The following is a 14,094-nucleotide window of genomic DNA, read 5'->3' on the forward strand; positions in this document are numbered from 1 at the left end:
TTTTAAACGTACTACATTGCTTCCTAATCGTAAATATTATCACAGATGTGCTGCTTCAAAAGTTAAATTTCTGTTTTAAAAAAAAAACAAAAACTAAAACAAAGCATTGATTTTCAACTACATAATACCAAAAATAATAGATATAAAAAAACGTAGAGATAAAAATTCAGGATAACTACAAAATTGAATTATAATCTTTCACAATAAAATATTTCTAATATTTTATCAAGGTTAAGCCAGTGTAAAGTTATGATAAACAAAGATTTATAAAATGTATCAATTATTCCTTGAACATACGATTATTAAAATAAAGAAGATCCGTTACGTGCAATTAAATCCTCCGATAAAATACGTAATGAACTCAATTGTAATTGACAATTTTTCCAAGCTGAAATTATCTCTTTTTTATTTACCAGCTTTTCTTATTTCTGCCATTTTAAGTTTACTGTATATAGAGGATTCACTTCGTGCTGAGTCATACATAAAAATTCAGCAGGATTACTTTTTTCTACTAAATTCAATTCTTTCGAGATATCCCAGTATACAATACAATCTTACTGAAACTGGCAATGCATTAGTCGTGTTTTCGTTTTTAAGCATTTTTATTTTATACGCACCAAAACTATGGGAGTCTTTAGCCTCCGCACTTCTTATATCCTGTATGTTTTCAAGTTTTCTGAAAAAAATCTTCGCAGTGCCAAGGCCCGCTGCTGTATTTAACAATGATAGTTTTATAATCATCGGTAAAACCTTGTCGGGCAATAACAGCGTGCCTTCGGGTCATTCAATAACAGTTTTTACAGCACTCACTCTCTTATTATTTGCATTTATGCCCCGCAAGCTTAAACTTAAAATAATATGGAGCTCTTTTATTGTAATTACAGGCCTGATCCTTGTTTTTACAAGAGTTGGCGTTGGAGCTCATTACCCTATAGATGTCATCATAGGCAGTATTATCGGATATGTTTCGGCATTGCTTGGTATATTTATAAGCAAAAAATACAATCTCTGGAAATGGATAAATGAAAAAAAATATTATCCTTTTTTCATAACAGCCTCTCTAGTCTGTTCTTTAGTATTGATAAATAAAATTATTAATGAAAATTTTATCATATATTATTTATCTTTACTAACCTTGACATTCTCTCTAATTAAAATTGTTGCCGTATATGCTAAAAAGTAATTTATCAACCGCGCAATTTGCCTTTATAATGAGCTTTGTAAATTTTTTAATCTTTCACTATCCTTTCTTCAGCTTTGTATTGAATAATCTTGATTATGCGAGTTTTAACGGCATCATAATAATTCTCAGCTTAGTACTATTAATGCTGGTTTTAAATTTTTTAGTTTTTTATTTCCTGCTTTTTCTCTCCCGCTATACAGGTAAACTGCTGCTTTTACTATTTTTTATAATCAATGCCGCTGCTGTTTATTTTATTAATACATACAGTATAATTATAGATGAAAGCATGGTTGGCAACATAACGAACACTAATCCTGTAGAATCAAGCAGTTTCTTTTCAATAAAATTAGTTTTATACATAATTGTAATGGGCATTATTCCGGGCATATTGATTTTTAAAATAAAAATCATAAATGAACCATTTAAAAAATTTATAACGCTATGCACTTCTGCCCTTATCCTGGTTTTGATACTGGTTTTTGTTAATTCCGGTAACTGGTTGTGGATTGACAAAAATTCAAAAAAACTGGGAGGATTGGCAATGCCATGGTCTTATAGTGTCAACACATCGCTTTTTTACATTCACCAGTACAAGAAAAATCAGAAAGAAATATTATTACCAGATGCTGTTATTAAGGACAACAAAAAATCCATTGTGGTTTTAGTAATAGGTGAATCTGCAAGAAGTGAGAACTTTTCTTTATACGGCTATAAGAAAAAAACCAATCCGCTGCTTTCGAAAACAGAGAATTTATACCACTTTAAGGCTGTTTCTTCTGCAACTTACACCACCGCAGGCGTAAAAGCAATTCTTGACTATAAAAAGACTGATGAACTTTATGAAATATTACCTAACTACTTATTTAGAAATAATATAGAAGTTATCTGGAGAACAACAAACTGGGGAGAGCCTCCTCTCCATATAAAAAATTATCAGAACAGGGAATTTTTAAGTCGGTCATGTGAAGGAGCAGACTGCAGTTACGACGGGATTCTCCTTACTCGCTTTAAAGATCAGGTACTTGCCAGTAAAAAGGATAAAATTCTCTTTGTATTGCATACCAGTACCAGCCACGGACCTACCTACAGCAAGAAATATCCTGCGCAATTTCAAAATTTCAGCCCAGTGTGCAGCAGCGTTGAATTGGGAAACTGCTCTAAGACTGAATTACTAAACGCCTATGATAACACCATAGTTTATACTGATTACATCCTCAAGACTGTTATTGATAATTTAAAAGAATTAAAAGACTATAACAGTACAATGATTTTTGTTTCAGATCACGGTGAATCACTGGGAGAAAAAAATCTTTATATGCACGGTCTTCCAATAAGTATTGCACCAAAAGAGCAGTATGAAATCCCGTTTATTGTATGGGTATCAGAAAATTCAAAAAAGATTAAGCCAAATAAAACACTTTCACAAAATCATGTTTTTCACAGTGTTTTAAATTTTCTAAATATTGAAAGTCCTATTTATAATGAAAAATTGAACATTTTTGAATAGCAGTTTTTAATAAATAAATTATGTAATTAATTATGAATGCAACAGCTTTTATTAACCGGCTCAGCAACAGGTCGAGACTTATTATTTCTTCAGCTGCAGGAGGAATTACTGCTATTATTATCGGAAGTGGTACAAACAAAGCTTCTGTACATCTAATGGCAGTCTGGCTGGCATTTTCCTTGACCCATTTATTTTTTGCGTGGTTCACCATCCTGACCTGCAGGGTGGATGAACTCAGAATAAGCGCTAAAAAACAGGATTCGGGACGCACGGTATTATCGGTATTTATGCTTTTAACAACATCCGTAAGTCTTATGGGAATCTTGCTGCTCTATCTATCTGCCGGGCAAAAAACTGGAACGGAATTAATTACGCATACTGTCATGACTTTATCCTCGGTGGGCACTGCCTGGTCGGTAGTACATACAACGTTTGCATTCAAATATGCTAACCTTCATTATTCATACGATGGTCTTGATTTTCCCGGAGAAAAAGAACCGGACTATTTAGATTTTGTTTACTTTTCTTTTGTAATCGGCACAACATTTCAGGTTTCTGATGTTTCAATTCTTAATCGAAAGATTAGACGAACTGCCTTATTACACGGGGTTTTGTCATTTCTGTTTAATACAACCATACTCGCATTAGGAATAAACATTATTTCCAGCATGGCACAAAAATAATGTGCTGCACTTCTAAAATTTAGTAATCACAATTATTTTCAGTAAAAATAATCTCATTTATTAGTTAAAAAAAAAAGAAACTGCTAAAATTCAGATTTAATTCAAAATTGGAATGTAAACTTACATGTTTTTCAAAAAACATATTACAAGAGTTTAGATAAAATGAAAGCAAAAAGAGCTTTAGTTTATGTCCTTATATCTTAAATTTATATTAGTAAAAATCTGTTATCAATTCGTAATTAATTTTAATGAAAATTCTAATAATAGAGGATGAGCAGGAAATAGCTCAAAGCATATCGAGTTATTTTAAAGACAACGGTGTCACATGTGAGACCGTGTACAATTACGCTCAAGCGGTACAGAAAATTGACAACTATGATTATGACTGTATACTTTTAGACCTAACCCTTCCTGATGGGAATGGATTTGATATATTAAAAGAACTTAGAAATAAAGATAAAACAGACGGTGTGATCATAATTTCGGCTAAAGAAACACTTGAAACAAGGATTGAAGGATTCAGCCTTGGGGCTGATGATTATCTTACTAAACCGTTTCATCTTTCAGAACTGCTGGTAAGAATGCAGGCTCTTGTAAGACGCAGAAACTTTAAGGGAAGCAACAGTATTGTTTTTAAAGAAATCCGAATTGAAATTTTCACAAAAACTGTAATGGTTAATGAACTGAGAGTAGATTTGACACGAAAAGAACTCAACCTTCTTTTGTTTCTGATAGGAAACAACAACAAGGTGCTTTCAAAAGCCGCAATTGCAGAGCACCTCTCAGGAGATATGGCCGATATGCTTGACAGCCATGATTTTATATATGCACATATTAAAAACCTCAAAAAAAAACTGGCCAAGGCTGGTTCTGGCGACTACATTAGAACAGTTTACGGCGAAGGATATAAATGGGAAAAATGAATAAAAAAAAACTGCTTCATAAAACTACACGTGATTTTCTTGCCCTGGCTGTAGTCATTCTGATCATCTGTGCTCCAATATTCTACTTTGTAAGTCAATGGCTATATGTTTACGAAACAGAAGAAGTGCTGGTGCAGCATAAAAATGCTTTTGTAAAGCAAAGCACCAAGAATTTCACGGCAGAGGATATAAAGACATGGAACAGATTCAATCTGCATTTTACCATACTTCCGGATATGGGAGTTACAAAGGACTCGATCGTCGGTACTATGCAGGAAGATTCAGCAGTTGATGAAAAAGAACCTTTTCGCATTATTTATGCACCTGTCGAAATTGCAGGTAAAAGATACACCTACACCGAAAAAATACATCTTTTGGAAATGGAACGTATGGTTTACAGCATAGCAGCCATGTTTACTTTTATAATTATAATACTCTTTATTGGAATTGTCTGGCTTTCAAAAAAAACGGCTTCTAAACGCTGGAAACCCTTCTACAATACTTTGGATCAGATTCATGAATTTGAAATAGATAAAAATAAACCGCCACATTTTGTAGAGACAGACATTGATGAATTTGACCGTCTAAATAAAAGCCTTGAAACTCTAATTGAGAAAAACACGGCTATTTATAAGGGCCAGCGAGAATTTGTTGAAAATGCGGCACATGAACTTCAGACCCCTCTGGCGCTATTCCAAAATAAAATTGACACACTTTTCCAGATGCAACTCAATAAAGAACAGACTCATGTGCTGGGGGCTTTGAGCAGAGATGTTGCTAAACTAAACAGACTCAATAAAAACCTATTGCTGTTGTCTAAAATTGAACATGAAATCTACTTGGAGAAAAACACCATTTTAATTAATGAACACATTGACAAACATTTGGATTTTTTCAATGAACAGGCAGAATTGAAAGAAATTTTAATAAATGTGCAGATTTCTGAACAATTGAAAATCATCGGAAATCCCGTTCTGACAGAAATATTAATTAATAACCTTGTTCTTAATGCTGTGCGTCATAATCATGATGGCGGTAGTATTATTATCCGAACAATGAGTAGCGAACTGCTTATTTTAAATACAGGGGTAAATATCCCTCTTCCTATTGAAAAATTATTTAACCGCTTTGTTAAAAGCGGAGCATCATCAAATGGTAATGGCCTAGGACTGGCAATAATAAAAAAAATCACGGAATTAAATGGCTGGAAAATCTCTTACTCTTACAATAATAATATTCATTGTTTCAGTGTTCGTTTCTGAGAGTTCTGCATTAACCCATTTTTTACATATTTTCATATGAATTATTGATAAATACGTCATAAAAAAAACCTGAAGAATAATTCTTCAATAATAATAATTCTTAACAAAAACCAAAAATTCAGATTTAATACAATATTGAGATGTAAACTTTGCTCTGTAATTATTGAGTTTATGAGTAAGTTATCGTTAAAAACTGGCAGATATGCATTGCCGGTTCATTTTATAATCTGGTTTTTAATTCTTTCACAGGTTCTTAGAATTATATTTTTTATCTGGCAGTATGATGAAGTTTCATGGAATATTATTGATATTTTAAGAACCCTACTCACAGGTCTGTTTTTTGATGCCGGCACAATAGTTTTTATATCCCTTCCCGGACTTATTTATTATACTCTGATACCTGAAAAATGGGTAGGTTCAATTCTGGATAAGATAATAGTTATCTTTTTTACCTCTTTAAATATTTTTATTCTTGTATTCACATTTTTCGCAGAGCTCACATTCTGGGACGAATTTAAAACCCGTTTCAATTTTATAGCTGTCGACTATCTTATTTATACACACGAAGTCGTAGCTAATATACAGCAGTCATATCCATTGCCAATCTTAATATCTGGAGTTTTAATTATTTCTTTATTTTTCCTGTTTATTTTTCACAAAAGAGATGCTTTTAGTCAAACATTTAATAGTCCTGCTGATTTAAGGATAAAGTTTGCTGTACTTGGAATATGCGTATCCTTAGCACTATTCTTTGGATCTTTTATATTCAATTATCAGGCTGAATGGTCTTCCAACAGATATAACTCTGAAATATCAAAATCGGGTATTTATTCATTTTTTGCTGCTTTTCGTAACAATCAGATGAAATACCCAGACTTTTATACAAGTATTGACAACGATACAGCATTTCGAATTGTCAAAAACAAACTAAAGGATCCTTCAACCACTTTTACCACAACAGGCTATTCCATTCATAGAAGCATTAAGGACAGCCAGTCTGCGCTGGATCGCAAAAATGTTGTATTTATACTTATTGAGAGCTTCAGCGGAAGCTTTTTAAAAGAGTTTGGCAATAAGGAAAATATCACACCTTTTATGGATAGTCTGGCGCAGAAAAGTATATTTTTCAATGATATGTACGCTACAGGCACAAGAACCGTCAGAGGTATGGAGGCCGTAACACTCTGCATTCCTCCTACTCCGGGACAGTCAATCGTTAAACGGCCAGAGAATCAAAACCTCTACACTGTCAGCAACGTATTTAAATCAAAAGCATATGACTCTAATTTTTTCTATGGGGGTGACGGTTATTTTGACAATATGAATTCCTACTTCGGAGGAAATGGTTTTACAATTTATGACCGAGGCAGGGGAAGTGTCCTGAGCGACAAGATTAAGACAGTCCGCCATAACATTACGGATAAAGAGGTTACATTTGAAAATGCATGGGGAATCTGTGATGAGGATATTTTCAATAAAATGCTAACTGTTGCCGATAAGCAGTTTAAAGAAGGAAAGCCTTTCTTTAACTTCGTTATGACTACATCTAATCACAGGCCTTTTACTTATCCGTCAGGAAAAATAGATATCCCCTCGGGTACAAGTCGTGAGGGAGCTGTTAAGTATACTGATTATGCACTTAAGCAGTTATTCACAAAAGCGCGCACAAAACCATGGTTTAAAAATACAGTTTTTGTAGTTATTGCAGACCATTGTGCCAGCAGTGCCGGAAAAGATGAAATTGATGTTGCAAACTATCATATTCCAGCCTTTATAGTTAATATGCCTTCACAGTACAATCAAAAAATTACAAAACAATGTTCACAGATTGACCTCTGGCCTACATTATTTTCTCTTTTTCAATGGCATTATGAATCAGGATTTTTTGGAAAGGACGTTCTTGATGCTGAATTTGAACAGCGTGCCTTCCTTGGAACATACAGAAAGCTTGTCTTAATGAAAAAGGAGAAAGTAATGATCCTTTCCGACCAGAAAAAACAAGCATTCTATAATTGGAACAAAGCAGATAACAGTCTTACTCCTGTGCCAATGGATAAATCCTTTCTAGAGGAAACAATTGCCTGGTATCAGACTGCTGATTATCTATTTACCCACAAACTTTTAAAATAATAATGACATATATACATTTCATCATCAACCCTGTTTCAGGCGGAGGCAGGCATAATTTATCAGCTTTTTTTATAGAACAATTTTTTCCTCCTGAAAAATATAAAATCAAAATTGATTACACTTTAAACAAAAAGCATGCTATAGCACTTACCCAAAAAGCAGCAGAAAAAAAACCGGATATTATCGTGGCATGCGGTGGTGACGGTACCATTAATGAGGTAGCGTCCTGCCTTCTTGGAACTAATATTAAACTGGGGATCATTCCTGTAGGCTCTGGAAACGGACTGGCTTCACATTTGAACATACCCAGGGATTTTAATAAGTCTATCGAGATTATAAAAAACGGAAAAACGTTATTGATAGACTCCGGAAAAATTAACCAGCACTACTTTTTCAGCAATACCGGGATTGGAATTGATGCAATGATAATTAAGAAATATCAACATTCTGCAGGCAGAAAATTGTACTCCTACATAAAAGCAGCAATCACTTCAAGTTTCCATTACAAAGTTCAGCCAACCGTAATTTCTTTTGATGATAAAATAATAAATGTCAGACCATTTATGGTCTTTATTTCCAATTCAAATCAAATGGGCTATAACATGAGCCTGACACCAAGTGCATTATTAACTGACGGCTATCTCGATTTGATTATAATTCCCGAACTATCCTTTACAGATAAAATAAGGCTTGGTATTCATGTCTTGGAAGGTTCAACTGAAAAGTTTAAAAAAGCGGAGCATTATAAGGTTCAGAAGCTGCGCATTGAAATGCCCATGAAAATCTTTACCGATGCTCAGATTGATGGGGAACACTATAATTTAAAAACCAATAACTGCATAATATCAATAGTACCGGGAGCAATAAAAGTCCTGGTATAAAACCTAGTTTCGCATTATCAGATTTTCCTTAAAGGAATGTTATTTATAAAAAGCTTTTCTATTATAAAACTGCCAAAAAAGTCAAATTTAGCTTGAAGACCGTATCATTCAATAACTGGACTTTGTACAGTTCAAGCAATATGGCCAAGACAGAAAAAATGGCTGTATATATAATCATGTCCAGATAAAACAGGAATCCGATTTTTTTCCTCGTTTCTGTTGATTCCATAAAATTAATTGCATACTTTTATAAGGTGAAATATCTGAACTACATACTAATAATCTATCTGTTAGGCCTGCAGTGTTTTACCTGTGACGATCGGCAGCCGCAAGTTGAATCTTCGTCTTGCCTTGGAATTACACAACAGTTCAATTTTAGCAAGAATGTTACTGTACACAATGGGAAAAATGATTTGTGCTTAGCCCTTTGCTGCTCCTGTTGCGGTATGCATGCTGTTGCTAAGTTCGATACCAAGACTTTTGAATTCCTTATTTACTTTCATGAAATTTTACCTCAGGCTTCTCATTACCAATCACTCTTAACGTCAAGCTTCTTTGAAAGCATTTGGCAGCCTCCTCAAATCAATTCGTAATGTTACTTATTTTGGCAACTCTACTATTGGTGGAATATATCCTTAGATAGTACATACTATTAATTTTGCCCAAACAAAGTGACAAAAAAGGTTGTAAACCGAAAAATATACCGTATCGTATAAACTTACTGCATCTAAAAAAGCACACTGACCCTTATTTATTATTTAAAATTATTTTATCACTGCTATTTATAATATCTTTTTTGTAGCAAGCATAGCAATACAGGATTTCTAATGATACAATAGTATTTGTAAGGATATAATTATTCATACACTATTATTTTATCAAACTGGTTAAGCAATGAAAAAATCTTTTGACTTACTAAAACAAAGGTATCGTAATTTGCCGTACTGGCAGCACATCCAAAAGCATAGCTTAATTGCAGCTTGACACCTGACTATGACACAAAGACTTTTAAGGGATTTGGCGTGAATAAAAACCTGCTTTACTTTGTTTGTTCAGTACCACATTGCCAAGATTTGACTACGGCTAAATTGATAAAAAAAAGAGCCATAAAGTCTAGAGAACTACTATGTCAAAAATGGAAAATTTAAAAACATTAATAAAAATATAACAAATTGGAACTACTTTCACAAGTTTTAGGATATGCTTTTTTACCTGTTATCACTATAATGGCTGGTGGCGCTATAGGTCTTTATAAAAATCCGGGAAGTGCATTTCGCAGCTCTATACTGCATTTTGCTGCCGGTGTTGTTTTCTCGGTGGTTTCCGTAGAACTTTTACCTGATATCATCAAGAACCACCTGCCTATTGAGGTTGGCCTTGGTTTTAGCATGGGTATAATTTTAATGCTTTTTGTAAAATATTTTACTGAAAGAAGCCCAAAAAATGAAAATGCAGAAAATGACAATAGTTTTGGTGTACCCTATGGTTTGATAAGTGCTTTAATTATTGATTTGATTATTGACGGTCTTCTTATTGGTATTGGATTTTCTGCCGGCAAGAAAGAAGGAATACTGCTTTCCATAGCACTGGGATTGGAAACCTTTTCTTTAGGGCTGGCAGTTGTGATAGCATGCCGAAAAAGCAAAATGTCAAAGTCAGAAAACTTTTTGATATTGGCAGGACTTGGGCTGACCTTTTTTATTGGGGCGCTCTTAGGCATCTCATTACTTTCTCATTTGTCTCAGGAGATATTGGAATTATTGCTTTCATTCGGCTTGGCAGCGTTATTATTTCTTGTAACGGAAGAACTTTTAACCGAGGCGCATGAAGAAAAGGAATCACCTATTCAGACTGCCTGTTTTTTTGTTGGCTTTTTACTGTTTTTAATATTGGGAATGATTACTTAGGCGAACAAGAGAAATCTGTGGGTTGCTGGCCTTAGCAACATCTATTAGCTAAAATTAACCTTCGTTAACTTGACTCTTTGGCAATTGCAAAATCTATATAAAGGAAAAAGCTTCCAAACAGCGCCCGTTTAACGAATCAGCTTGAGTTTGCTACAAAAAGAGTTATTACCATTTTACTGTTCGAACTTTATGATTTACCAGAAACCATTTCATGCTGCCGGACAGCAGGTTATTTTTCACCAATAGATTATTGATAAGCATTATGGTACATGAATTATTTACACAAGAAACAGTATGTTAAAGAGACCTTCAGGAAAGCTCAGTGCAGTCATTAATAAAGATTTCACAAAAAACGAACACGGGCACCAAGAAGAATTTGAAATCTATATTGATAGCCATCCCTAATGCCCTGATATTTAATAATTAAAAACTATACAGATGAAAAAAGGAAAAAAACCGGTTTATAAAAGCCATTCTCGCTACAGCAGGAAAAAACCCTCTAAGTCAATAAAAACATTGCGGGATCTATTGATCTTTTTAGCTGTCCTCACAATTATTGCGGCAATTGTGATATCGCTTATGTATTTATATCATTACTATCTTAAGAATTAGCCATAAAAATGATACGTTACAGTACACTTAATTTTCCCGATGCAAATTAGTATATCATCACTTGCTTACATTCCAATCTTAATGCTCTTAACATTTATAATTATGGCACTTCAGGAAGAATTCGAAAAACAAAGTTTATGGCTGCTTAAGTACGGGAAAGCATTTCCTTACATTATGCTGATGGTAGGCTATCTGCTGCTTATTAAGTCCGAAAAATACCCTTCGGGTTTAATTTTGAGGCAATCTCCTTATGAAAAGTTATATGAAGCGTTGTGCCTAGGATTGAGTCTTTCAGGCTGTTTACTTCGAATAATCACCATGGGTTATACACCAAAAGCATCAGTACCGGATCAAAAAGGTGTCTTTACGCCCCATCATTACACCTTTGGAGCTTACTCCATTGTACGTCATCCTTTGTATTTAGGCAATTTTATAATATGGCTGGGGATGATCATTATAACCGGAAACTTTTGGTTCATTATTTCCTTTGCACTCCTATACTTTATCTACCTTGAAAGAATTATGATGGCAAAGGAAAAGCAGCTGAAGCTAAAATTTGGTTTTAAATATTCCCGATGGGCTGATAATGTACCGGCAATCCTGCCCAATGTCTGGCTATATAAAAAACCACACTCAGCTTTTAACTGGAAAAAAGTAAGCCAGCGGGAAACCGGCCGTCTTTGCATTACTTTTTTTATATTTTTCGTTTTTGAAATTTCATGTCAGGTAATTGAACGAAAAAACAATTACAACTTTATACTACTACTGATCAGTGCAGTTTTAGGAATTATTTATACAGTGACGAATTTCAGTTTCATCACTTCCTTTATCAGAAGATTGATTGTTAAAATGAGATAGTGACACTATAAATAATAATCAATATAAAGTGCTTCAAGACTCTCATAGATTTTATGCTCTTAAAGTTCAATCCATGGCATGATCAGCTGAAAAACCAATTTTTAGGGATGAAGTCTGTAAGTCAGTTAGAATACCCAATAAGATTGCTGGACAGAGTAAAAACAGGGATCAACTTATTGCAAGCAATAATTCTTATCCCTGTTTTATTTCTATAAATACGTTGAATTCCAAGTATTATACTCACAGTTTATTTCCGGATCAGGCCAGCTATAATTTAATTACTGGAGCCAAAATAATTGTATTTTAAAAAAGAAAGTAAACGGTGCAAATTGAGAAAAACAAGTTTTGACAGCGTGATTAATATCCAGTTCTGAGAGATAATTACCAAGCATTAAAATTTTTGCACTTTTTTTTAACCTTCTAATCTAGTCCAGGCATTTATTTCTTCATAATTTTTTATGTTGATGTCCCGAAACTTATTCTCAACAATTTGGAGACAAACAAAGAGGCTGTTTTTAGATATTGTACAGCCCATCTTGACAAAAACAATCCTGGATGGAAAAAAGAAAGTATAAATCTTGCCTGCAGATTTGAATACGTGGATTGGAACGTGGGAAAATTTAAAGAAACAGGAGGCAATATTGGTGAAGATGTATGGAGTGTAATACCTGCCACTAGTTTTAGACCAACCTCTCAAACCGTCATTCGCCTAAACTATCGCTATTTAAAACAAAGAGACATTTTTTCAAATCCACCATCAATACATGATGTTTTAATTTGGGAATTTCAACATACTTCTAATAATAAAATCCTATTCTCTATTCTCTCAATTAAGGTTTGCGAAAGTCATTTTCATCGTGGCACAAAAATTGCAATAATCTCCTATAATAAACATTAAAATATCTATATTATGAATAATAGGCTAAACTGTTGGAAATGTGTGTTGGTACTTACTGGCGTTATGGGCTTTGTTTCATTTTTTTCGCAGTATTAAAAATTACAGCATTTATTAAAATTTCAAGAAAATTAATATAACCTGAACTTAAAGCCATTTCATCCGAAATGGCTTTTTATTTTATATTGCCTATCCATATTCTCGCTTTCTGTATTCTCTAATTAACTTTGCAGCCTATATCATCTGCTGCAATGTTTAATCCTTCATCTTCTGTTCAATTGTGTCCGCTATTATCAAGCGCTGAGTCCTGATGTTTTCGAACAAAAAGTGCTCGTCCTCAATTAATAAAAATTTTATATTCAGAAAAAAAACAATACCATAAATCTGGTAGGTAGCAGCCATAAAAAAGTGGTGCAGAAGGTATTTTAACCCATCAGACTAAACATACCCGAACACAGTAAGATTCAAAAAAAACAATATTTCGGCGTTTTGAATATCGCACTGTAATATATTTAAAACAATGAATATAAATTTTCCTTAATTTTATTGGAATGGTAAAAATAATTATTTACTTTTATGCCGTGAAAATAATAAGCTTTATACTAACTATCTATATGCTAAGCCTCTCGGGTATTACCTGCGCTGATACTTATATGTATAATTCTGTTTCAAAATCTGCCCATATATCACAATCCAATCATAATGACAGTAATTCACACAAAGGAGAAAAAGACTTATGTTCTCCTTTTTGCAGCTGTGCCTGCTGTGGAATTCAGGTGGTTAGTAACCTGAATGCTGCTTCATTTGATTTCCCTCTAAATATTGAAGAAATTTCTCCTAAGGTATCACAATACCAATCTATCTTAATTTCAAGCTTCACTGGAAGCATTTGGCAGCCCCCTCAGATTAATTCATAATATTATTGCTACCAAGGCAATTTCACATTTGTGATGTATTGTCGTATCATAATAGTATCAATTAATTATGCCAAAATGATAAAATCAAAAAAGAAGGCTGTACAGCCTAAAAAACCCTATGCGGTTTTGCGAACAATTATCACTGTTCTGATTTGTCTTTTACTGCTTTTGGGAGTCGGTGCAAGAATTTACCACTTCTTCACTGTACACCGTCCTTAAAAGAACAGGCAAATTCATCAGTATACTGCACTTAGATCGCAGTGCTCACCCAATTTCCATTTTTTTTTAGCAATGCCCATCTCATATGGCATGCCATTAATAATGCAGATAAAACAG

Annotated in this window: 11 protein-coding genes; all 11 read left to right on the plus strand. The window is 33.7% G+C overall.

From position 1 onward, the window contains the following. The first annotated feature begins 355 nt into the window (after nucleotides 1-355). Nucleotides 356-1,183 (plus strand): phosphatase PAP2 family protein, encoded by an 828-nt coding sequence (locus ASF10_RS13165; RefSeq protein WP_198529589.1) that lies wholly within the window; start codon nucleotides 356-358, stop codon nucleotides 1,181-1,183. Then, nucleotides 1,170-2,690, plus strand: a complete 1,521-nt coding sequence (eptA, locus tag ASF10_RS13170) for a phosphoethanolamine--lipid A transferase EptA (protein ID WP_056249977.1) — start codon at nucleotides 1,170-1,172, stop codon at nucleotides 2,688-2,690. The genes ASF10_RS13165 and eptA overlap by 14 nt, the downstream gene beginning before the upstream one ends. A gap of 32 nt (nucleotides 2,691-2,722) precedes the next feature. Further along, nucleotides 2,723-3,373: a DUF1345 domain-containing protein gene (locus tag ASF10_RS13175; RefSeq protein WP_056249979.1), complete on the plus strand. Its 651-nt coding sequence runs from the start codon at nucleotides 2,723-2,725 to the stop codon at nucleotides 3,371-3,373. 248 nt (nucleotides 3,374-3,621) lie between these two features. Then, the gene (locus ASF10_RS13180) at nucleotides 3,622-4,296 is read left to right on the plus strand and encodes a response regulator transcription factor (RefSeq protein ID WP_056249981.1); all 675 of its coding nucleotides are present in this window, start codon (nucleotides 3,622-3,624) and stop codon (nucleotides 4,294-4,296) included. Next, complete coding sequence (locus tag ASF10_RS13185; protein WP_230039709.1) at nucleotides 4,293-5,558, plus strand: sensor histidine kinase; 1,266 nt, start codon at nucleotides 4,293-4,295, stop codon at nucleotides 5,556-5,558. Before ASF10_RS13180 ends, ASF10_RS13185 begins: the two co-directional genes overlap by 4 nt. 171 nt (nucleotides 5,559-5,729) lie before the next feature. Next, on the plus strand, nucleotides 5,730-7,688 hold the full coding sequence (locus ASF10_RS13190; protein ID WP_056249986.1) for an LTA synthase family protein: 1,959 nt from the start codon (nucleotides 5,730-5,732) through the stop codon (nucleotides 7,686-7,688). A 2-nt stretch (nucleotides 7,689-7,690) separates the two neighbouring features. Further along, nucleotides 7,691-8,569: a diacylglycerol/lipid kinase family protein gene (locus tag ASF10_RS13195; protein ID WP_056249988.1), complete on the plus strand. Its 879-nt coding sequence runs from the start codon at nucleotides 7,691-7,693 to the stop codon at nucleotides 8,567-8,569. Between the two features lie 1,172 nt (nucleotides 8,570-9,741). Next, complete coding sequence (locus ASF10_RS13200; RefSeq protein ID WP_198529590.1) at nucleotides 9,742-10,476, plus strand: ZIP family metal transporter; 735 nt, start codon at nucleotides 9,742-9,744, stop codon at nucleotides 10,474-10,476. A 714-nt stretch (nucleotides 10,477-11,190) separates the two neighbouring features. Continuing rightward, nucleotides 11,191-11,946 carry a methyltransferase family protein gene (locus ASF10_RS13205; protein WP_056249991.1) on the plus strand — a complete coding sequence of 252 codons (756 nt, stop codon included), beginning with the start codon at nucleotides 11,191-11,193 and terminating at the stop codon, nucleotides 11,944-11,946. A 490-nt stretch (nucleotides 11,947-12,436) separates the two neighbouring features. Next, nucleotides 12,437-12,844 (plus strand): hypothetical protein, encoded by a 408-nt coding sequence (locus tag ASF10_RS13210; RefSeq protein WP_056249993.1) that lies wholly within the window; start codon nucleotides 12,437-12,439, stop codon nucleotides 12,842-12,844. Between the two features lie 548 nt (nucleotides 12,845-13,392). Next, nucleotides 13,393-13,758: a DUF6660 family protein gene (locus ASF10_RS23955; protein ID WP_317039046.1), complete on the plus strand. Its 366-nt coding sequence runs from the start codon at nucleotides 13,393-13,395 to the stop codon at nucleotides 13,756-13,758. The last annotated feature ends 336 nt before the right edge of the window (nucleotides 13,759-14,094 follow it).

The sequence above is a fragment of the Flavobacterium sp. Leaf82 genome (assembly GCF_001422725.1).
Classification (GTDB): Bacteria; Bacteroidota; Bacteroidia; order Flavobacteriales; family Flavobacteriaceae; genus Flavobacterium.